Source organism: Exiguobacterium sp. 8A, from assembly GCF_902506275.1.
GTDB lineage: Bacteria > Bacillota > Bacilli > Exiguobacteriales > Exiguobacteriaceae > Exiguobacterium > Exiguobacterium profundum.
Genome location: NZ_LR733630.1, coordinates 698905 through 719558, shown reverse-complemented (window position 1 = coordinate 719558; position 20654 = coordinate 698905). Strand labels below are relative to the sequence as shown.

The following is a 20654-nucleotide window of genomic DNA, read 5'->3' as shown; positions in this document are numbered from 1 at the left end:
TTTTTCATTAAAGTGGACGCTGCTGTTTGTCATGTTAGGCTAAATGATTGTCTTGGTGCGAGACGAATATAAAAAAAGGTGCTGGCTATATGTTTGACTACACGTTACTCGAGAGATTTCTGTTTCGATTTCCTTCCTTCGATTATCAGAAAATGAAATCAGAGCTGGATCGGAAAACGATATTGATTACTGGAGCGAGCTCAGGAATCGGGCAGGCTTTCGCTTATTTACTAGCGGATACAACCGCGCACCTGATTCTCGTCGCCCGTAGAGACGCAGACATGAACGTTATGAAGTCTGAAATCGAGAAGGGATCAGCCACGGTGACCGTGTTCTCGGCAGATCTTCGAATTGAAGAGGAACGGAATGGATTGTTGGCGTATCTCCATCAACTACCGGAAGGATTGGATGTTTTCGTCAGCAATGCTGGAATCTCCATCAATCGTCCCATCACTGAGTCACTCGATCGATACCATGACTTCACTCGGACGATGGCGATCAATTATTTTGCCCCGGTACAATTGATGCTATCGCTCATTCCGGTGCTCGAAAAGAAGAACGGGCAGATCGTCAATGTATCGACCATCAATGTGTTACTTCATCCTTTTCCTCACTGGGCGGCCTATCAGGCATCAAAAGCCGCGTTCGATACGTGGTTTCGCTCTGCGGGTCCGGAACTCACAATCAAAAATATTTCCACGACGACTCTATATCTACCGCTAGTAAAAACTCCGATGATTAAACCGACGCTGGCTTATCAGCATTCACCTGCCATGTCACCGGTACATGTGGCGGAACTGATTGGACATGCCCTGTATACAAAACGACCAGTATATAAGCCGTGGTGGTTGTTCCTCGGTCAAGTAACGTCACTTGTTTTCAGAAGACCGATAGACTGGATGGTCCCTGCATTACTTAAGAGAAAGGAGCGTGACAGTAGGAATGGTTAAGTTATTGAAAGTCTTGTCGCAGCTCCATTTTCTATCACCATCGAACCTAGGTCGTCTATTCGTCGCAATCCGTCAAAATGGAATCAACTTGATGCTGCTTTTTACATTGACGGAAAGAGCAGGGAGTCAAAATACGGCTTTAGTTGATAGCCGAGAAACAGTGACGTATCAAGAGCTAAAGTCACGCTGTGAACACCTTGCTCATCATTTGGCTGATCAGTATGGGGTTAAAAAGGGACAAAAAGTGGCGTTTCTTTGTAAGAACCACGCGTCTTTCGTACAAGGGATGTTTGCGGCTTCACGACTCGGTGCAGACATCTACATGCTTCATTCATCGATGAGTCAACTGCAGTTCAACCGACTCGTAGAAGAACAGCCATTCGATCTTTTGATTTACGATGATGAGTTTGAAAACTTAATTGAAAACTCGTCTTACAAACGTTCGACACTTGTCAGCTATCATGAGGAAAAGGTATCAATCAATAGTTTATCGGATTCGAAGCGACATAAAAAAGGAAAGCTTCCGGCCGCATCGAGCGGGAAACTCGTGCTGTTGACCGGCGGTACTACCGGTAGTCCGAAACAAGTGACTCATAGACCATCCCTCTTTCACTTTCTAGCTCCATTCACGGCTTTATTGAACCGGTTGCAGTTGCCATCATTCAATACTGCTTATATTGCCACACCGATTTACCATGGCTACGGCATCTCCATTCTTTTATCTTTTCTCGCGTTAGGGAAAAAGGTTGTCATTCAGGAGAATTTTGAAGTGCAAAGAGCCTGTGACCTCATTCGGCGACACAAGGTAGAAGTAGTCACGGTCGTCCCGCTCATGATCCATAAAATGTTACGACACGATCCAACATCACTTCATTCTCTCGCTTGTATTGCTTCCGGTGGTGCGAAGCTTCATCCCGTTTTAGTCCGTGAAGTCCATAACGAGTTAGGGAGCGTCTTATACAATCTATATGGAACATCGGAAGCGGGCTTGAATCTGATCGCCACACCAGAAGATTTACAGTATGATGCGAACACGCTCGGGAGAAGGATTCCGGGAGGGGACTTAAAGGTAGTGAAAGATGGAATGGAAGTCGAGCCAGGCGCCATCGGTGAATTTTGCATACGAAATAAGTGGTCCATGCAAAACCAGAAAAACCGCTGGATTCAAACGGGTGATGTCGGATACCGGGATGAGAACGGCTATTATTTTTTGTGTGGACGAACAGACGACTTGATCATCTCGGCAGGAAACAATATTTATCCTGGGGAAGTCGAGACGGTTTTGCGCGACCATCCGAATGTCGAGGACGTCGCCGTCATCGGGGTAGAGGATGTGTACACGGGTCACATCTTGAAGGCATATGTACAGGTGTATGATGAAGTATTGACAGAAGAAGAGCTAGTGAGCTGGTTGCGCGAACGAGTGACAACATATCAGCTTCCTCGAGAAATCGTGTTTGTGAAGGAGTTGCCTTATACAGCGGTTGGAAAGTTAGACAGGAAACGGATTGAGATGATCAATCACTCGTGCAGATGAATAGTTAAGAAAGAATCGAAACGCATTAACCACAGATAAATAGAGTGATTAATGTTTCACTTTGAATTGTCTAATCCGCCACATGATTGAAACGATAAAAGCTGCCAAGCCTCCTAGGACGATGATGTAAAATACGAAGAAGAATAGGAAGGCCCCATAGTCTTCGAGCTCTTCGAATGGATTCTGAATGATCATCGGTTCGGATAATATGCCGACCACCATCAATGGAATGAAGAATAGAAAGAAACGTTTCCAAAAGTAGTGTTTGTACGGTTGTGACAACGTTTGCTCCATAATCGTACCTCCTCAATTAAATTACACTTATTTACATATATGATAGCATGTTCTCAATTATTGTTGGATGTCTTTTCAGCCGATTTCAAATGAAAAGAGGGTGGCCGATCCATTCAGCAACCCTCAAGTCTGTTTATTCACTTGAACCAGTCAGTTCTCCAGTCCCGAACGTCGCGCTGAACGCACGACACCAGATGACGACGGTATTGTACTCTTCTAGATTCACATCCTCTGGGATTAAATAGTTTTGATTCCCGATGTTCCCTTTTAGCGCCCCTAAACTGACGCCTTCGGTCGTCTCTTGCCCTGGTTTCGTCAAATATACGAATAAGTCAGGACCGTTCGTCGTCTCGAACTCTTCAAATCGGAGGTACGTCCCGTCTTCTGCCTCGACCGAGCGGATTGTACCGGTCGTCTCATAATTTTTCTCCCCGTCCATGAATACACCCGCTACTTCGGTTGGACTCGGTTGTGCTTCCGGTGTCTCGGACGTCTCTTGATCTGATTCCTCTTCCTCTGGAGCTGGTGATTCGACTGCTGTCGGCGGCAATCCTTCATCGACCGTCTCGGTTAAGAATAGTGGGGAGATGAGCCACCATGCAACAGCGATTACGGCTACGCCAATCACACCGATGATGAGTTTCGTGCTTGTTTTCATATATGAGTCCTCCTTTTCGGATGTATGAACCATTTATAGTCTTTTCCCGATTATTGGTCTTATAAAAGACGCGAATGCTAACATTCGCGTCTGATGACCGTTATACGGTTTCCGTCCAGTTTTCCTCGATGAACTCGTCGCGTCCCGAGATGGCCCGGTCTTCCTTATAATGCTTCGGATTCTTTTTATGATAATCCTGATGGTAGTCTTCTGCAGCGAAGAACGTCGTCGCCGGAATGATTTTCGTGACGATCGGAGCCGTGAAACGACCACTTGCTGCCAACACATCGCGACTCGCCTCAGCCGCGACTCGTTGTTCTTCCGTGTGATAGAAGATGGCTGGGGCATACTGAGGTCCCCGGTCTTGGAATTGACCACCATCGTCCGTCGGGTCTGTCTGAATCCAATACAGCTCAAGAAGACGTTCATACGAGAATAATGCTGGATCATATGTGATTTGAACGACCTCGAGGTGTCCTGTCGTCCCGGTTTTCACTTGTTCATATGTCGGATTATCGACCTGTCCGCCCATATAACCGGACACGATACCCTCAATCCCTGGTAATTCCTCAAATGGTGTCACCATGCACCAAAAACAGCCGCCTGCGAATGTTGCTTTTTCCATACTTTCGTTCCCTCCAAATCGTCATTCAACAAAAAAGCGCTCACGTCGGATGACATGAGCGCTTTCGTCATATCGTCCAAGGTTTCCCTTGCTGGTCGTAGCACCTTGCCTAAGGCAGGTTGCTGTGAAGTCGCGGAGCCAGATCTCTCGTTCACTCTTGATATCGATATGTAGTTGGTGAGAGCATCATACCACCCTCAAAATACATTCGTCAATGATTCGGTTTTCGTTTCAACTGAAAAACCGTCAAGACGATGATGAACCCGATCAACCCGATGGAAATGAGTGGACCATATGGCACATTTTCACCGTATAGCTGTAAGAAAAATAGACCGAATACGGCAAGCAACACAAAGACATAGGAGCGTGTCATTGGGACCTCCTGTTTTTTCTTAAGTGTAACAAGAACACATCGACTTGGCGATACGAAAAGGAAATCAGGCATAGAGCGCGAATAAAGGAGGAGAGATAAAGGAGGAATGCATGATGGAACAAATCCAATTACATGAACTGACGATTGAAGGTGCACATCGTGGGTATAAAGAGGGACAATTCACGGCGAGAGACGTGGCCGCCTATTATTTAGGACGGATTGCGACGTATAATGAACGGCTTCATGCCGTCATCCAAGTCAATCCGGACGCCCTGTTCGAGGCAGAGGCGGCAGACCGGGCCTACCGAAAAGGGGTACGCAAACCGCTACTTGGTATTCCCGTCTTAATCAAAGACAATATCGAGACGAACGGTCTGATGCGAACGACTGCAGGTGCTGCCGCTATGCGACATCATTTCGCCGGTCGAGATGCCGAGCTCGTCAAACGCTTGCGGGCTGACGGGGCTATCATCCTTGGCAAAGCGAACCTGTCCGAGTGGGCGAACTTTTTAACGGAAAATATGCCGAACGGCTGGAGTGCCGTCGGTGGTCAGACGATGAACCCATACGGCGACGGGTTGGACGTCGGGGGATCAAGCTCAGGGTCGGCTTCAGCGGTCGCGGCAAACCTTACGCTTCTCGCAGTCGGATCTGAGACGAGCGGTTCAATCGTCCATCCGAGTGTCCATAACAGCATCGTCGGGATCAAGCCGACGGTCGGATTAATCAGTCGCTCCGGAATCATCCCGATTTCACGTTCTCAAGATACGGCGGGACCGATGGCGCGTACGCTTCGTGATGCGGTCATCGCCTTACAGACAATGTGCGGTGAAGATTCGGCTGATCCTGCGACGTGGGAAACTCCAGTCGGACCGCCTTATGTGACATGTCTCGATAACCGTCAAGCGGTCGGGATGCGCGTCGGGTTCGTCAAACCAGACATTTCAGAAGAAGAAGTCGGATTGTATGAACAGGCGCTCCGATTGCTTCGGCAAGCTGAAATCGAACTCGTCGAGGTCACGCTGCCGAAGCATGCGACGCTCGAACAGGCGGATATCCTGTTCGATGAGTTCAAGCTCGGGGTCGAGGCGTATCTCGCCAACACGACCGTGCCGTTTCAGACGCTATCCGACCTGATCGAGTGGAATGCCGAACATCCCGAATCGATTCCGCACGGCCAGACCATCTTTGAAGAAGCGAACGCTAAATCTGGAAAACTGACTGAAGCGAGCTATCTCGATCGTCGCATCGAGGACGTCCGACTCGCAAAAACGGAAGGGATTGACACATTGCTTGCGTCGCATAAACTAGATGCACTCGTCCTGCCACATGACATCAACTATGACATGGCTGCGAAAGCAGGGCATCCGACGATTACAATACCCTATAAACGAAAAGAGAGCGGTGCCCCATTCGGTCTCTCGTTCACGGGGACGAGCTACGCGGAACGTGATTTGATTCGAGTCGCCTATGCGTTCGAACAATTCATCACACGACCGACGCCTCCTGATTATTCGTAAGTTGCACCCGTCTCTTACGTCCGCTACAATGGTACGTATGCGGATTAGAGAAAGGACAGATTACAATGAAATCATCTATATACGGGTTGACGTTCGATCAACTCACGAACGAGTGTACGGAAGCGGGATACGGTGCCTTCCACGCACGTCAAGTTTGGGACTCGCTCTACATCGATCGGGTCAAATCGATGGACGACCTCAATGTACGTGATGAGGTGCGCGACTACTTAACAGAAAAATATGTCATCTCGACACAAGAACTGTTCGTCAAACAAGAAGCTGGCGACGGGACGGTCAAATTCTTACTTAAATTACATGACGGGCACTACATCGAGACGGTACTCATGCGTCACAAATACGGACGTTCGGTCTGCGTGACGACTCAGGTCGGTTGTAACATCGGATGTAGCTTCTGTGCGAGCGGTTTGTTGAAGAAGACGCGTGACTTGACGGCAGGTGAGGTCGTCGAGCAGATCATGACCGTCCAACACTTCCTCGATGAAGAGGGCGAAGGGGACCGCGTCAGCCATATCGTCGTCATGGGAATCGGTGAACCGTTCGATAACTTCGACAACTTGGTCGACTTCTTGCGTGTCGTCAAAGATGAGCGTGGTCTTGCGATCGCTCCGCGTAAGATCAACGTGTCGACGAGCGGACTCGCGGATAAAATCTACAAGTTCGCAGACCTTGATCTACGTATCAACTTGGCGCTCTCTTTACATGCGCCAAACGATGAATTACGTACACGTATCATGAAAATCAACCGGGCGTTCCCGCTTGATAAACTCATGCCATCGATTCGTTACTACGTCGAGAAGACGAACAAACGGATCACGTTCGAGTATATCTTGCTCTCGAAAGTGAACGATTTGCCGGAACATGCGGAAGAACTTGCCGACTTGATTGAAGACATCAAAGACAAGTCGTACGTCAACTTGATTCCATACAATCCGGTCAACGAGCACATCCAATATGAGCGAAGCACGGCTGAGGACATCATGGCGTTTTACGACATCTTGAAAAAACGTGGCGTCAACACAGGTGTCCGTCTCGAGCACGGGACAGACATCGATGCGGCATGTGGACAACTCCGCAGTAAGCATATGAACGTCGAAGGCGCGAAGTGAACAATGGCCTCTCCGGGAAATTGAACTGAACCCTGAATGATAGACACTTGATAAAAAGTGCTCATTCAGGGTTTTTGACGTTTCCCTTTTTGGTGGAGCACGGTCGTGGCAAGTCGATTCGTTTCGAATAGATCTAACGATAGATGGTGGAGAAGACAATTTGTTCCGGCGACCAGGTCGCTCGCAGCTTCCAGATGATTGCCCGGCGCGTCTTGTCGTCGAGCTTCGTCGTTGTGTCACAATTGGCCTTCGACTTCTCGTAGCGGCCCCGTCTTGAGATGGACCGGATGGACATTCCGAGCTCCAGATAGGTCTCTACTTCCACGTTTTATTGTGGTAAGGTGGTGTGGCTCATGAGATTTCCTACGTCTGAATATTTGTGTGGTAACTTCATTCGACACAAGGAAAGCGTCAAGGTTTTTTGTGTTCACTTTTGAGTGTTGCACTTAATTTTATAATTCATCATAAGTAAAACCTAACCCCACCACATGGCAACGACAAAGAATGACCAACTAACAGCAAACGGTGCCGAAATAAATCCAATCATGATAAATCCCTGATACTGTATATAGTTAGAGTCTTTTATCTTAAAAACTATACGAAACATCAAGAACATGATGAAACTTAACAAATATAATATCCATCCTAAGATGGTCAACCCTGTAAGATAGTAAATCGGATAGGTATCAACAACGTGATCACTTAAAAAGTAGGCGATCCCTTGACCAAAAACACACAATATTGTTGCTGTTAAAAGGCTGATAACCAATAAAAAGTAAGGATTCTTCATTCACTTTCCTCCTTTATTTCTTTTCTTGTTTTTTACCTGATACAGTATAAAATCTAGAGTTAGACCGTAAAACAATCCGATTGTCACTCGAAGAAGATAGCCTCCCCACAAAATTTCGTCAGCTGATTCATCAAATATAAAACTTCGAAATGTTTCACTGTAAACCATATGATATAGGATTGGATCTAATCCGAAGAAAAAGAATAATAGGCCTTTATCATCCTGGTCGGTAAAATTCAAATAACAAACAAATATAGAGACTAACACAAACCAAAAACTAAATGTTTTAATAATTTTCAAGGAAATACCCCTTCTCTTTTCAGCTTGTACTATTGATAAGTGTAATTTTACACTACAGTTGTAATTTTACCAATACCAAATATTGTGAAAAGCCTCATGAATATTCACCAACAATTTTCCATAATGATGATCTACTTTATCTCAATGGCATTTTCATTAAACAATCAATAATTTATGAAGAATAAGTGTTTTTCTTTGTTTTGTGTTTAAGAAAGATAGCATTCATTCCTATTAAATTTTTAAAAAGTCGAAAAAAACATTAAAAGTACTAAGTACAAACGAACCAATACATTTATAAAATGAAAAACTCTTGTAACTAGATAATTTTCAAAAGTTATTGTGAACGGATTAGAGCGCCGGATATTCGCCATTGTCGTTTGCCCAAGGTAATAGATCTATATGCGGAAACACTTTACATCTATATGACTGCGAAGGATACGTGATAAATGACTAGCCTTCTTTGCTTTGTGACACTCCTATACAGAATTGTTTTCAGCAACGAACACAAACAGCGGAATATAAAAGAGATGACCCCGGAGCAAAACCGGAGCCATCTGATTGCCGTATAGAATTCGAGTTACTCAGTCCATAAAACTGGGCTCGTTTAAACGAAAAGGCCATTCGCTTACCGCTTTTGCCCGACATATTGAATCACAGATGATTCGCCGTGATGAAGTGTGCCTTCTTCTCGCCATACGACCGTCTCGTTTAGGACGAGAGGGAGGAAATCGTCATCGAGTTGATGGAACATTTCTTCGGTGTACAGTAAGGAGGCGTCGTTCGGTCCGCCTGTCCCGTAAGCGAGTTGATGTGTAGAGTAGACTTCTGTCAGGAAGAAACCATCAGGGCGAAGCGTTTTTTGGATACCGGCGAACACCTTTTCTCTGACAGGCGGAGGAAAGTGGCCAAAGATACAGATGACCATGTCATACATATCTTGCGACCAGTCCGCTTCATTCAAGTCGATCTGTTTCGTTTGAAGGGAAACGTTTTGTGAAGTCGCCAAGCGCTTCGCTTTTTCGAGTCCTACTTTCGAAGCGTCCCACATCTCGACTTCAAAGCCGAGCTTGGCGAGCCACACTGCATTTCGACCTTCCCCCTCCGCGATAGCCAGCACTCGCTTTCCTTCAAGTTGATGAGACATGACCCATTCGCGTAAGAACTCGTTTGGCTCTGTCCCATACACATAATCTTCCGAGCTAAATCGTTCATCCCATTTAGACAAGCCTTTCACATCCTCTCTGCTTTTCTTTGACTATAGCAAACTGAACGGACGACAATCAAAATCCGTCACGATTTTCTGGATTCATGCATAGTCCCTATGCGAGAGGGGAATAGATTTCTGAACTAATGGATAGAGTGGAGGCTAAGTGATGGAGAAAGTAGATGCGTCGTTGTGGATTCGTGTACGGAATACGCTTGGTGAAGGTCCGTGTTGGGATGCCGAGCTGAAGCGATTTTATTGGGTGGATATCGAAGGACATACATTATGGTGGTATGACGAACGTGAAGATGAAATTTCGTCGTTTGAAGTGGGGAAACAAGTCGGTTTTGTCATTCCAAAAGTGACGGATGGCGTTGTCCTCGGGTTGAAGGACGGTATTTATGAATGGGATGAGATCAATCGGGACTTGAAGAAGATTGTCGAGTTGGATGATCCGGACGGTCAATTGAGGTTCAATGACGGAAAGGCCGATCCATATGGTCGAATCTTTGCCGGAACGCTACATCTTGAGGATGAAGAGAACCAAGCGACATTGTATCGTGTCGATCGGGATGGCACGACAACGACACTCATGGAGGGGCTAACACTTTCGAACGGATTGACGTGGTCTCCTGACCATTCCGTTTTTTATCATATCGATACACCGACTGAAACGATTCGCCAATATGATTTCGATTTGAAGGCGGGCACGTTATCGAATGGAAAGGACGTCATCGATTTCTCAGACGAGGATGGCTTCCCAGATGGTATGACATCAGATACGGAAGGGTGTTTATGGATCGCGCATTACGCCGGAGGTAAAGTGTCTCGCTGGAATCCATCAACCGGTGAAAAACTGTTAGAAGTTCACGTTCCGGCACCGAACGTCACCTCATGTGCCTTTATCGGGGATGGACTCAATCGATTGGCCATCACGACGGCTCGTGAGGGAATGGATGAGGAGGCGTTAGCCGAATATCCGGATGCTGGATCAGTATTTATCACGGATACAGATGTGAAAGGGATGCCGCTTTATCGCTTTGGGCGTTGAGGAGGACAGATGATGGTGAAACGACTGTTAGTTCGAGCAGGTATTGGGTTGGCAGTTGCGGCAGCGGTCAAGATGGGGATTCAAAAGTTGCAAGAAAATCGAGCGCGGGAAGAAGATCATTCTTATCTCGACCCGAAATGGGACGAGGTGCCGAGTGTTGATTCTGACAAGGACGAGGATGAGGTCGGGTTGACGCAACTCGACTCCATCTATCGGGCGGAGTGGCAAGCGAACGCCTATCCTCGCTCGGAAGCAGAACGAAAAGCGTTGGAAGAATAAGAGTATGTTTTTCAAAACACGTCCATATGGCGTGTTTTTTTGTTGACAAATAAGATAAGTCGTTTCAATATATAAAAAGTAATCATTACGATTTAACGGAGGATTATCATGAAACGAATTCCAATTACAGTACTCTCGGGTTATCTTGGTAGCGGTAAGACGACACTGCTCAACCACATCTTACATAACCGGGAAGATAAAAAATATGCGGTCATCGTAAACGATATGAGTGAGTTGAATATCGATGAGAAATTGATTGAACAGGGTGGTTTCTCCCGTACCGATGAAAAATTAGTCGAACTCTCGAACGGGTGCATCTGTTGTACCCTACGTGAGGATTTGCTGACAGCGGTCTATGATCTGACAAACGATCGTGACCTCGATGGCATCATCATCGAGTCTTCTGGGATTTCAGAGCCGATTCCCGTTGCGCAGACGTTCACGTATGCCGATGATGCGCTCGGAATCGATTTGACGAGCCGTGTCTATATCGATGCGATGGTCACTGTCGTCGATGCGTACCGCTTCTTTAAAGATTTCAATTCTGGTGAATCGCTCATGGAACGTCAACAAGCCGTCGATACAGGTGACGTACGTGAAGTCGTCGACCTACTCGTCGACCAAGTCGAATTTGCAGACATCATCGTGTTGAACAAGGCGGACCGGGTGACTGAAGAGGAACTGCAGGAGATGAGGGGGCTACTTAAGACACTCAACCCGAGCGCACGATTATTGACTTCGACGTACTCGGAAGTAGCGTTAGACGATCTACTCGACGTGCAGTTGTTTGATTTCGATCAAGCGATGCATGCGGCGGGATGGATTCAAGAACTTGAGACAGAAGAACATACGCCGGAAACGGAGGAGTATGGCATCAGTTCCTTCGTCTATCGACGTCGTCGACCGTTCCACCCTGAGCGCTTGATGAATTGGATGGAGCATTATCCTGAAGAAATCGTCCGCGCCAAAGGCTTCTTGTGGATCGCGTCACGGAACGACCTTGCCTGTCTCTTCTCCCAGGCAGGATATGCGTCGACGCTCGAACATGCGGGTCGTTGGTTAGCGACCCTTCCGGAGAGTGAGCGAGAGGCCATGTTCGCAACAGAACCTGAACTGCGTGAAGATTACATCGAGCCGTATGGAGACCGACAGAACGAATTGGTCCTCATCGGACAACGGATGGACCGGGAGACGGTCGAACAATCACTTGACGCCTGCTTGTTGACGGATGAGGAGATGGTAGCGGCATGGGATTCGTTCCATGACCCACTCCCTGGTAATGGCCAACTCGTCACCTATTCAGATTGACCGTTTACAAACTGACGAAACATCGCTATACTGTGACTGCATAAGTAACCGCATATCAATGACTGCACTAGGGGTGCTTCGGCTGAGATGTGAGCATGGCTCCGATCCCTTATAACTCGATCCAGGTAATACTGGCGTGAGGAAGTGCGGCACTTTCTCTATGCAAGTTTGTATAGATTTTGTTGCTGCATTCTCATGAATGCGGCTTTTTTTGTGCAAACACATAAAGAGGGGGAAACAAGATGAATGAATCATGTGGCACGAGTCCGATTGTCGGATTTCGCTTCACGCTTAGCCCGATGACAGATGACTTTATCGGGACGATCAAAGGGGCATTGAAAGGAACAAATATGACGGGTGTCTGGCGACATACGGATGATGTATCGACCGTGATCCGTGGTCGTGCCGAGCACGTATTCGACGTCGCACGGACCGTGTTGAGCCTGGCTTCGGAAGAAGGACGCCATGTCTCGATGAGCGGAACCTTCTCGGTCGGATGTCCGGGAGATTCGGCAGGGGATGAGGTGCTCGAGGCACCACCACAACCACTGAATGGAATTTCAAGAGAACAGTATGTCTCGTCACAATTCGCGCTCTATCCGATGGGTGCAGAGAACTATATGGATCTCATCTATGATGAAATCGAGCAAGCGAAACAGGCGGGTGTCTATAATGACTCCATGCACTACGCGTCAGGCATTCATGGGAACTTGGATGATGTGTTCTCGTATTACGAGTCGGCGTTCAACCGGACACGCGAGAAGAATCGACACGTCGTCATGACGGTGACGTTCAGTGTGAACAGTCCGTCACATGGAGGACAACATGCTTAAATCGTGGAAATTGAAAGAGGTCGTCCTCGTATCCGTATTGTCTGTCGTCTTTGCAGTCGTCTACTTATTGTTTGTTCATATCGGGAACTTATGGGCAGGGTTGATTGGACCGATCGCCTATGAATGGATCTTCGGTATCTGGTTCATCGTGTCGATCATCTCGGCGTATATCATTCGGAAGCCGGGTGCTGCCTTCATCTCGGAAGTGATGGCAGCGACGATTGAGATGTTGATTGGAAATGCGATCGGACCACGTATCATCTTGGTCGGCATCGTCCAAGGTCTTGGGGCTGAAGCTGTCTTTGCGATGACAGGCTATCGTCGATATGAGCTATGGGTTCTCATGCTAGCTGGATTTGGCTCGGCCGTTACGAGTTTCGTGTATACCTACTTCATGAGCGGATTTGCGATGCTTGAACCAGGATATGTGGCGACGATGTTCGGGCTGCGCGCGGTCAGCGGCATGGTCATCGCAGGAATCGGTGGGAAGTTGTTCAGTGACCTGTTGCTCAAGACGGGGTCACTTCGTGGCTATGCGATCGCTCGGAGTGGGAACGTCCATGGTTGAGACAGAATCGCTTTCATTCCGGTTCCCCGAAAGTCAGGACACCATCATAAAAGATGTGTCACTTTCCATACGACCTGGACGCACGATTTTGACAGGAACGAGCGGAAGCGGGAAGTCGACCCTACTCGCGCTGTTCAACCGTCTCTATCCAGAGAATTGTGATGGAGTCCTAGAAGGCAGACTCGAACTGTTCGGACGGATTTACGACGAATACGCACCAGGCGAGATCAATCAGCAGGTCGGGACCGTATTTCAAGACCCGGACACGCAGTTCGTGATGGAACGGGTGGAAGATGAACTCATCTTCACACTCGAAAATTTGCAGACACCGGTCGAGGTAATCGATCAGCGTGTGACGGAGATTCTCGAGTCACTCCAACTGACCGATTACCGAAATCGTCTCATCGATTCCTTGTCAGGCGGGGAGAAACAACGGATTGCAGTCGCCTGCGCCATGGTTGGACGACCGGGATGGTTGCTTCTCGATGAGCCGTTGACGCACCTTGACCCAGTGACCGCGAATCGATTCGTCGACTGGCTCGATCACTTAGACAACGTGAACGTCATCGTTGTCGAACATCGCGCACACTTGTGGGGAGACTTTTTTGATTGGCACATCGAACTCGACCAAGGACGGATTGTACGGAACGAACCGTTTCAGCCGGTCGATGATTTTTCATTCAAACCGTCGCCTGAGCCACGACAAGCAATCGAGCATTACGTGGTAGACGAGGTGGTGCGTGACTCATTTCGATTAAAAGGGGTGACCCTTCAAGCTAGAATCGGGGAAGTGATTGCCATATTGGGACCAAATGGGAGTGGAAAGTCGACGTTTTTACGAAGTTTGACGGAGTGTGACCGCCGGGTGGGACTCGTCCCCCAATCTCCGGAACACTTATTTTTCATGAACTCGGTCGAGCAAGAGCTACAGTTTGGTCATGAGGAATCGATTGATGTCGTATTGGATGAGCTAACCCTCGAGGACAAACGAGTCCTCCATCCATTGTCACTCAGTCATGGACAGAAGCGACGACTCGCCGTCGGGATTCAGTTACTCTCAAACAAACAGTTGCTTGCCTTCGATGAACCGACGGCAGGTCAGGATGAGCCGTCACTCCATGCACTAGAGATTTTGATGAAGCGACATGCGGCAAAGGGACAGACGATCTTGTTCGTGACCCATGACTTATCGTTCGCCAATATCGCCCATACGTTCTATTTGATGAAGGATGGGGAACTCTCAGGACCATTCGGGGATGAGCTTTGGGGGGACACGGAGAGACTTCGTCATTATCGACTAGCGGGAGGACGGCAACGATGTCACTCCATGATATGAATCCGACGATCAAGTTTGGGACGATGACGATCATCATGTTCGGGCTGGCCTTGTTTTATAACCCGTGGACCCCGCTCGTCATCATTGTCGGTACGTTGACGATTCAATTACTGGCGACGGACGTTTCATGGAAGAAGTGGAGCCTGTTTTTGATTCCTTTTCTCGTCACGGCACTCGGGACGTTTTGGACGACGCTCGTGTTTGGGAAGGAGCTGGGGGGAGAGACGTGGGTAACCCTTCTCGGTCAAGACATTTCAAAAGAAGAGGCACGTATCGCCATGTCTCTTAGTCTACGTGTGTTGGCATTCACCGTACTGTCGCTCCTCTTTATGTTGACGACCGATTCGAAACGTTTCGTCATGAGTTTGATGCAACAGGCAAGGCTTTCTCCGACGATTGCCTATAGTGCGCTCGTCGGGTTCCGCTTCCTTCCGTTAATGCAACGGGAAATGCATCAGCTACAATACGCGCATCGTCTTCGCGGTGTACCTCTTGATACGAAATGGGAGCGGATTCGGCATGTCCCGAAACTACTTCTTCCACTGATGGCAGGTTCAATCCGACGTGCTGAACGTGTCGCCTTCTCCATGGAGGCGAGAGGTTTCACAAGTGGAAAACGGACCGTCTATGAGCGGATTGACATCAAACCGTCCGATTACATGTGGTCCGGTATATTCTTCATACTGTTCGGTCTTTCCATTTGGATTGGCATATGAAAAGACGACTCACGGAGAGTCGTCTTTTTTCGTTTCTTTCACGATGCGAAACTTCGGTTTGACCGATTCGTTGTTGAACGCCTCGAGAACGGTATTCTCGTTTGCCATTCGAATCTGTTGTGGCTCGCCTTTTGCTGTCGTACCGATGCAATACATGTTCGCTTCATAATCCGCAAAGAGCGATTTGTAAGATGTCGCGTGGTGCATCAAGCGACCTGGAGACCCCCAACCGACGATGATCATCCCGCCGCTTGCTTCTACCTCTTGTAACGTCTCTTCGACGTAATGGTAGTTCGTCTCATCGAGTTGAGACTCCACGTATGGAAGGTTGTCATTGATGGCGAGTGTCGGGACGAGACTGATGACCCGCATTTCTCGAATCGGTTGTGACAAATGATTTTGCATCAACATATAAGCACGCTGTGTCGTCGTGCCGGACAAAAAGGCATCGCTCATCCGCGGCGAGTAAATGATGACGGCACAGATGACGCCATCCTCCACATCGGTGAACTCATACGTTCGCATATAGCGTTTCGTTTTATCTTCATTGAAGATTGATTTGACGCGGATGGTTACTTCTTCTACATGCGTGTTCATTTCCATTCCTCACTTTTTCATGTAAGCATCAGCCGAGCGATTTAAACCACTCGACATATCGAATCGTGTAATAAGCAACTCGTTGACTAAGCGTATCACGCTCATCAGGCATGAACGTCACGCTTGATTCATAGTTCTCGAAGTACGTCATGACATCATTGACATATTGTTCACTTCGATTGTATTCGAAGATAGCGTTTCGGACGGATGTGACTGAATCTGTCTTTTTTCCACCATGTTCACTTAAATAATACGCCGCCGTGTGCGCAGAATCAACTAGACTGTGTGGGTCAGCTTTTCCATCGCCGTTCCCGTCGCGACCGAGTCCGCCATACTGTTCAATCAAGGCAAGGTCCGTCAAATCCACTTCGTCTTCTGGGACATCGCCTTTTTGGTCATCGGTATCATATTCCCAACCGAGCCAAGTACGGGGCATGAATTGAAAAGGTCCGATCGCGCCGACAGACGAACGCATCGACGAACTGTGTGAGAAGATGGTCTCTACACGGTGAACGGCAGCCAGTAGGCGCCAGTCCACGTCATATGTTTCAGCAGCGTCTTGATAGACGGCCAGATGCGTGTTCGGAACACCGTTCTCTCCATAATAGGTTCGATACAATCCATTGTTCACTTTATCATGTTGACCGAGCCAGCCGACTGCCCCGAGCAAAAGCACGAGCACAATAATGAAACCGGTCAGTCGCAGCATCATACGTTTCAAGATACCGCCTCCTAGCTTTTAGACAATACCCGAATAGTGTAGCATATAGCTAAGAGGAAGGACAGGAGTGGATATGGATGCTTGAACGTTTGATTTTTACAGCCATTATCGGCTACATGCTGATCGTTCAAATCTTCAATGCCAAATTGATTCGTCCCTTGATTGAAACGAGAGGACGGACATGGGTGTACGAACAAACCGTGAAATCGGCATGGGGGCTGACCTTGTTGATTGTTGCCCTCATCTTTTTATTTCAAGTACCGCCATCAGAAGTCGGATTAACGTTCGGACCAGAAGCGGGGAACGAACAGGCTTGGCAAGTCTTTTACTTGTCATGCATCCTGGTCACCGTGGCGCTCGTCTTTTATCTGTTGGTAAAAACTTCAGCACGTCTCCGAAATGTGTTACGCCCTTACTATGAGCTCGATTTAGAGAAGCTGCTCCTCCCTCGGACAAAACCTGAGGAACAAGCGTGGGGTGCCGTCTCGGTCACTGCAGGCGTGACCGAGGAATTCATTTTCAGAGGAGTCCTGCTATACACGATCTCCCTCTATATCGAGGTCCCGGATTTGACTCTCGCCTTAATCGGGGGCGCCCTTTTCGGTGTGGCCCATGCCTATCAAGGGATAAAGGGAGTCTTCACGACAGGGATCGTTGGATTCGGACTAGGTATCCTATATTTAGGGATGGGTGTCCTTTGGCCGGTCATGGTGTTACATGTGCTACTTGATTTGATTGCCGGTCCAATCCATGTCGATGCAAAAAGCGAGTGACCGCCTCCTCATACGCAGGAGCGTCCTTGATCATGCAATCGGTATGTTCTGCGCCATCAATCAATACCAAGTCGTTCTTCCGGTTCAATGCATTCATTTCGACCGACATCCACGTCGGGACGAAATCATCTTTTGAACCATGTACGAATAGGATTGGGGTCGTCGTTTCCGTGACGGCCTTTTTCGGTTGGACTTGTCTCATCGTGAACCCGGCACGAGACCAAAGGAAATAGTCGATTCCCGGTAAAATGAGCTCGGCTGGGATATGGTGTAACTCTTTCAATTGATAACGCATCAATTGTTTCATATCGTCAAACGGACATTCTGCGATGACGAAGTCGACGTTCGTGAGCGGAGTCGTCTGCAAGACGGTGGCCGCTCCCATCGAGACGCCGTGAAGCCCGACTTGATCGACTGTTTCCTCTGTCTTCAACCAGTCCACCCAGTCGATCATATCGACTTTTTCATGGAAACCATATGAGGCATAAATTCCTTCGGACTCCCCATGTGAACGTAAATCGACGGCAAGCAGGTTAAAGCCAAGACGGTGGAACATGGCGAGGTGAGGGGCCATGAAACTATGTGATGCGGTATATCCATGTACGAACACAATCCATTTTGTTGACCCCTCATTCCGATAGATACGCCCGTAGAGGCGGTACTCATCACGAGATTGAATCGAGACATGCTCGAACGGTACGTCATGATAAAAGTTGCGATCTTCGTCCGTATATGGAGCGAGTAACATCTCCGGAGTCTTTCGTTTGCCCCGCGTCATTCGTTTGAAGGCATAGTAGCTGACCGCGTAGTAGCCTGTGAAAAGTGATGCCAATCCAATTTTCCATTTTCGTTGCATTAATACCGACTCCTTTCAACGTTATTGTACCCGAAACGAATCGATACGGTCCTGTTTTCTTACATAAGGAGAGGGCATACAGAACATAATCGTGTGAATATCAGGAATCAAGGCACATGGAAAGACATGATTTTGAACGATACGATGGAGTGACAACAGCAGGAGGGTGGGGATATCTATATGGAGAGGTCAGAGATCTATCGAATGATACAAATGGTGTTGAGCGACAGAAAGGGGATGCTTGAACGGGGAGTAACGTTCTCGTGGACGATTGAAGGAGATGAACGAATCATCGGACTCGTATTTGATGTTATTCTCGACCGTTATTTTCTTTATAACCAAACAAGCCTCCTCACCGAGGTACAAGAGATTGCGCGTCTAGTCGAATGTCGACCAGAGGAAATCGTTCGCGCACTCTCCTGTCTTTCGGGGATTCGATTCGAATCGAATCATATCATCGAACGATTGATGAGTATCGAAGAGGCGACCATTTCAGAGAACGGATCAATCCTTGTTGCCATTCGCCTTGGAGGATGGCTCACTCATCAATTGCATCAAATTGGTCGTGATGCCCTTCTTCCTTGTTGAGCTCGGTCAAGGTACCGTCAATCACACGAAGGACGCGATCACACACATCGAGCATGCGTTCATCATGTGTGATGACGACGACACGTCTCCCTTCTTCATGCGCTTGTTTGGCCAATAACTCCATCACACGTCGTCCATTCTCATAATCAAGACTCGCCGTCGGTTCATCTGCCAAAATGAGTTGTGGGGAGTTGATCAAGGCACGTGCGACGGCGACACGTTGCTTTTCACCTCCCGACAATGTCGACGGGAGATGATGCAGGCGGTGTCCTAAGCCGAGGTCGGACAATAGTTGTTTCGCATCCATCTGTCTCTTCTCCTGAATCAGCTCAAGTTGCTCGAGCACCGTCAAGTAGGGAATCAGGTGGGCCTGCTGAAACACGAACCCGACTTCATGTAGACGTAACAGACGACGTTGTTCCTCATCTAATTCGAATACGTCCCGTTCGTTCATCAAAAATGCTCCTTGATCTGGTTTTCGCAATAGACCGAGGATGTATAACAATGTACTCTTCCCGCTACCACTCGGACCGACGATGGCAACGCATTCCCCTGGCGATACATGTAACTCGATGTCATTCAATACGAGCTGACCGTCAAACTGATGTGATACATGGCTTAACCTCATGATGCTTTTCCTCCTATGATTTCAATTGCGTCGACTTGACGTAGTTTCCATAACGGTAACAACGCGCCAAGAACAGATAAGAAAATGAACATGGACCCGAATAGCGCGACATGACCGAAGTCGACGAGAAACGGTAACGATGATGGAATCAACGCATCGACGACGTACATGAACCCGATCGATGTGGCGACTGCGGCAGATACGATGACGATGACCTGAAAGAGCAGTGCCCGTCCGATGATTCGAGGAGAGAGACCGATTGCCTTCAGAATTCCGAGTTCAGGTAACTTTTGAAGCGTAAACAAATAAAAGAATGCGGTCAAAATAAACGTTCCGATAACGAGTAGAAAAGCACGCATCATCGTGAATGTGCTTTGCTCGGCACTATATCCAGGAACCGACTCAATCAAATCTTGTTGACTCATGACGAGCGAATTGGACATCGTGGATTCCGTTCCAATCTCAGCCGATACATATGGACGTTGTTCGGAGTAATCCAAATAATCGAACCACGTCTCGTTCGTCGTGTAAATCACCGGTCCATGACTGTAGCGTCCAGGCGCCTCACCGGCGATCGTAAAACGATATTCGGACGCAAAGTCGGTCAACGTGTCACCTGTTCCAAGCTGTTCTGAAAGACTTGGGTCAAACAAGACTTCACCTGTTTCTAGATAAGTACCTGGGCCAATATTACTTCCACTTGGAAGGGCGAATAGCGTGACCTCTTCTTTTTTTCCATCAATCGTGACCGTGAGCTGTCGGACGCTCATCGTTTCGTTTGAAGTATCCGCTGTGACGTCTATAAACGATCGTGTCAATTGACCTTCTGAGTCCGGATCAAGTTGATACGTCGTAGCATTCAATTCGTGCAAGGCAGAACCGTTATCATATGCGAGACCGTCTGCTAGCCCTGTGATGAGTGTCGTCAACATGACAATCAATAATGTGATCACGAACAACATGGAAAACTTTCTTTTCTGTCTCCACATCTCTTTCCAACCTAACTGCATAAAAAAACCTCC

25 protein-coding genes and 2 riboswitches are annotated in these 20654 nt (G+C 47.8%); of the genes, 13 read left to right on the top strand and 12 right to left on the bottom strand.

Annotated features, from left to right (window positions below):
* Positions 1 to 89 precede the first annotated feature (89 nt).
* Positions 90 to 950 (top strand): SDR family NAD(P)-dependent oxidoreductase, encoded by an 861-nt coding sequence (locus tag GVY42_RS03700; protein WP_159562371.1) that lies wholly within the window; start codon positions 90 to 92, stop codon positions 948 to 950.
* Positions 931 to 2487 carry an AMP-binding protein gene (locus GVY42_RS03695; RefSeq protein ID WP_236548924.1) on the top strand — a complete coding sequence of 519 codons (1557 nt, stop codon included), beginning with the start codon at positions 931 to 933 and terminating at the stop codon, positions 2485 to 2487. The genes GVY42_RS03700 and GVY42_RS03695 overlap by 20 nt, the downstream gene beginning before the upstream one ends.
* A gap of 48 nt (positions 2488 to 2535) precedes the next feature.
* On the opposite strand, the gene GVY42_RS03690 is transcribed toward GVY42_RS03695, so the two are convergent.
* The 4 genes from GVY42_RS03690 to GVY42_RS16455 all read right to left on the bottom strand — a co-directional run bounded on the left by GVY42_RS03690 (position 2536) and on the right by GVY42_RS16455 (position 4437).
* On the bottom strand, positions 2536 to 2781 hold the full coding sequence (locus GVY42_RS03690; protein ID WP_159562370.1) for a hypothetical protein: 246 nt from the start codon (positions 2779 to 2781) through the stop codon (positions 2536 to 2538).
* A gap of 133 nt (positions 2782 to 2914) precedes the next feature.
* Complete coding sequence (locus GVY42_RS03685) at positions 2915 to 3439, bottom strand: DM13 domain-containing protein (protein ID WP_159562369.1); 525 nt, start codon at positions 3437 to 3439, stop codon at positions 2915 to 2917.
* 100 nt (positions 3440 to 3539) lie between these two features.
* Entirely contained in the window at positions 3540 to 4064 is a 525-nt protein-coding gene (gene msrA / locus GVY42_RS03680) for a peptide-methionine (S)-S-oxide reductase MsrA (RefSeq protein ID WP_147538139.1), read from the bottom strand.
* A gap of 67 nt (positions 4065 to 4131) precedes the next feature.
* Positions 4132 to 4231: riboswitch (SAM riboswitch) on the bottom strand.
* A gap of 44 nt (positions 4232 to 4275) precedes the next feature.
* On the bottom strand, positions 4276 to 4437 hold the full coding sequence (locus GVY42_RS16455) for a hypothetical protein (RefSeq protein WP_201302245.1): 162 nt from the start codon (positions 4435 to 4437) through the stop codon (positions 4276 to 4278).
* Positions 4438 to 4550: 113 nt separating this feature from the next.
* On the opposite strand from GVY42_RS16455, the gene GVY42_RS03675 reads away from it, so the two are divergent.
* Positions 4551 to 5957, top strand: coding sequence for an amidase family protein (locus GVY42_RS03675; RefSeq protein WP_236548923.1), 1407 nt, complete (start codon positions 4551 to 4553; stop codon positions 5955 to 5957).
* Between the two features lie 65 nt (positions 5958 to 6022).
* The gene (gene rlmN / locus GVY42_RS03670; protein WP_159562367.1) at positions 6023 to 7084 is read left to right on the top strand and encodes a 23S rRNA (adenine(2503)-C(2))-methyltransferase RlmN; all 1062 of its coding nucleotides are present in this window, start codon (positions 6023 to 6025) and stop codon (positions 7082 to 7084) included.
* A 475-nt stretch (positions 7085 to 7559) separates the two neighbouring features.
* On the opposite strand, the gene GVY42_RS03665 is transcribed toward rlmN, so the two are convergent.
* From GVY42_RS03665 to GVY42_RS03655, 3 genes are all read right to left on the bottom strand, one after another.
* Positions 7560 to 7874, bottom strand: coding sequence for a hypothetical protein (locus tag GVY42_RS03665; protein WP_159562366.1), 315 nt, complete (start codon positions 7872 to 7874; stop codon positions 7560 to 7562).
* Positions 7875 to 8174 (bottom strand): hypothetical protein, encoded by a 300-nt coding sequence (locus GVY42_RS03660; protein ID WP_159565545.1) that lies wholly within the window; start codon positions 8172 to 8174, stop codon positions 7875 to 7877. It lies immediately after the preceding gene.
* A 625-nt stretch (positions 8175 to 8799) separates the two neighbouring features.
* The gene (locus tag GVY42_RS03655; protein WP_306462359.1) at positions 8800 to 9408 is read right to left on the bottom strand and encodes a bifunctional 2-polyprenyl-6-hydroxyphenol methylase/3-demethylubiquinol 3-O-methyltransferase UbiG; all 609 of its coding nucleotides are present in this window, start codon (positions 9406 to 9408) and stop codon (positions 8800 to 8802) included.
* Positions 9409 to 9547: 139 nt separating this feature from the next.
* Between GVY42_RS03655 and GVY42_RS03650 the strand changes: the two genes are divergently transcribed.
* From GVY42_RS03650 to GVY42_RS03620, 7 genes are all read left to right on the top strand, one after another.
* Positions 9548 to 10429 (top strand): SMP-30/gluconolactonase/LRE family protein, encoded by an 882-nt coding sequence (locus tag GVY42_RS03650; protein ID WP_159562364.1) that lies wholly within the window; start codon positions 9548 to 9550, stop codon positions 10427 to 10429.
* Between the two features lie 12 nt (positions 10430 to 10441).
* Complete coding sequence (locus tag GVY42_RS03645; RefSeq protein ID WP_012726390.1) at positions 10442 to 10708, top strand: hypothetical protein; 267 nt, start codon at positions 10442 to 10444, stop codon at positions 10706 to 10708.
* A 108-nt stretch (positions 10709 to 10816) separates the two neighbouring features.
* The gene (locus GVY42_RS03640; RefSeq protein ID WP_159562363.1) at positions 10817 to 12016 is read left to right on the top strand and encodes a GTP-binding protein; all 1200 of its coding nucleotides are present in this window, start codon (positions 10817 to 10819) and stop codon (positions 12014 to 12016) included.
* Positions 12017 to 12075: 59 nt separating this feature from the next.
* A riboswitch (TPP riboswitch) is annotated at positions 12076 to 12176 on the top strand.
* 82 nt (positions 12177 to 12258) lie between these two features.
* Positions 12259 to 12849, top strand: coding sequence for a YkoF family thiamine/hydroxymethylpyrimidine-binding protein (locus GVY42_RS03635; protein ID WP_159562362.1), 591 nt, complete (start codon positions 12259 to 12261; stop codon positions 12847 to 12849).
* Positions 12842 to 13417 carry an ECF transporter S component gene (locus GVY42_RS03630; protein WP_159562361.1) on the top strand — a complete coding sequence of 192 codons (576 nt, stop codon included), beginning with the start codon at positions 12842 to 12844 and terminating at the stop codon, positions 13415 to 13417. The genes GVY42_RS03635 and GVY42_RS03630 overlap by 8 nt, the downstream gene beginning before the upstream one ends.
* Complete coding sequence (locus GVY42_RS16690) at positions 13383 to 14753, top strand: ABC transporter ATP-binding protein (RefSeq protein WP_305775284.1); 1371 nt, start codon at positions 13383 to 13385, stop codon at positions 14751 to 14753. Before GVY42_RS03630 ends, GVY42_RS16690 begins: the two co-directional genes overlap by 35 nt.
* Entirely contained in the window at positions 14735 to 15469 is a 735-nt protein-coding gene (locus GVY42_RS03620; protein WP_159562359.1) for an energy-coupling factor transporter transmembrane protein EcfT, read from the top strand. Before GVY42_RS16690 ends, GVY42_RS03620 begins: the two co-directional genes overlap by 19 nt.
* 9 nt (positions 15470 to 15478) lie before the next feature.
* On the opposite strand, the gene GVY42_RS03615 is transcribed toward GVY42_RS03620, so the two are convergent.
* Both GVY42_RS03615 and GVY42_RS03610 read right to left on the bottom strand, forming a co-directional pair.
* Positions 15479 to 16066, bottom strand: coding sequence for a DUF1643 domain-containing protein (locus GVY42_RS03615; protein ID WP_012726384.1), 588 nt, complete (start codon positions 16064 to 16066; stop codon positions 15479 to 15481).
* A 28-nt stretch (positions 16067 to 16094) separates the two neighbouring features.
* On the bottom strand, positions 16095 to 16778 hold the full coding sequence (locus GVY42_RS03610; protein WP_230872907.1) for a lytic transglycosylase domain-containing protein: 684 nt from the start codon (positions 16776 to 16778) through the stop codon (positions 16095 to 16097).
* Positions 16779 to 16864: 86 nt separating this feature from the next.
* On the opposite strand from GVY42_RS03610, the gene GVY42_RS03605 reads away from it, so the two are divergent.
* Positions 16865 to 17560: a CPBP family intramembrane glutamic endopeptidase gene (locus GVY42_RS03605; protein WP_159562357.1), complete on the top strand. Its 696-nt coding sequence runs from the start codon at positions 16865 to 16867 to the stop codon at positions 17558 to 17560.
* Here the strand turns inward: GVY42_RS03605 and GVY42_RS03600 are convergent.
* Entirely contained in the window at positions 17493 to 18416 is a 924-nt protein-coding gene (locus tag GVY42_RS03600; protein WP_159562356.1) for an alpha/beta hydrolase, read from the bottom strand. The genes GVY42_RS03605 and GVY42_RS03600 overlap by 68 nt on opposite strands.
* A 180-nt stretch (positions 18417 to 18596) precedes the next feature.
* Here GVY42_RS03600 and GVY42_RS03595 point away from each other — a divergent pair, with 180 nt between their 5' ends.
* On the top strand, positions 18597 to 19004 hold the full coding sequence (locus tag GVY42_RS03595) for a hypothetical protein (protein ID WP_159562355.1): 408 nt from the start codon (positions 18597 to 18599) through the stop codon (positions 19002 to 19004).
* Here the strand turns inward: GVY42_RS03595 and GVY42_RS03590 are convergent.
* Together GVY42_RS03590 and GVY42_RS03585 are read right to left on the bottom strand one after the other, a co-directional pair.
* The gene (locus GVY42_RS03590) at positions 18955 to 19632 is read right to left on the bottom strand and encodes an ABC transporter ATP-binding protein (RefSeq protein WP_159562354.1); all 678 of its coding nucleotides are present in this window, start codon (positions 19630 to 19632) and stop codon (positions 18955 to 18957) included. The genes GVY42_RS03595 and GVY42_RS03590 overlap by 50 nt on opposite strands.
* A complete protein-coding gene (locus tag GVY42_RS03585) occupies positions 19629 to 20642 on the bottom strand; it encodes an ABC transporter permease (RefSeq protein WP_159562353.1) in 1014 nt (337 codons plus the stop codon). Before GVY42_RS03585 ends, GVY42_RS03590 begins: the two co-directional genes overlap by 4 nt.
* Between the last annotated feature and the right edge of the window lie 12 nt (positions 20643 to 20654).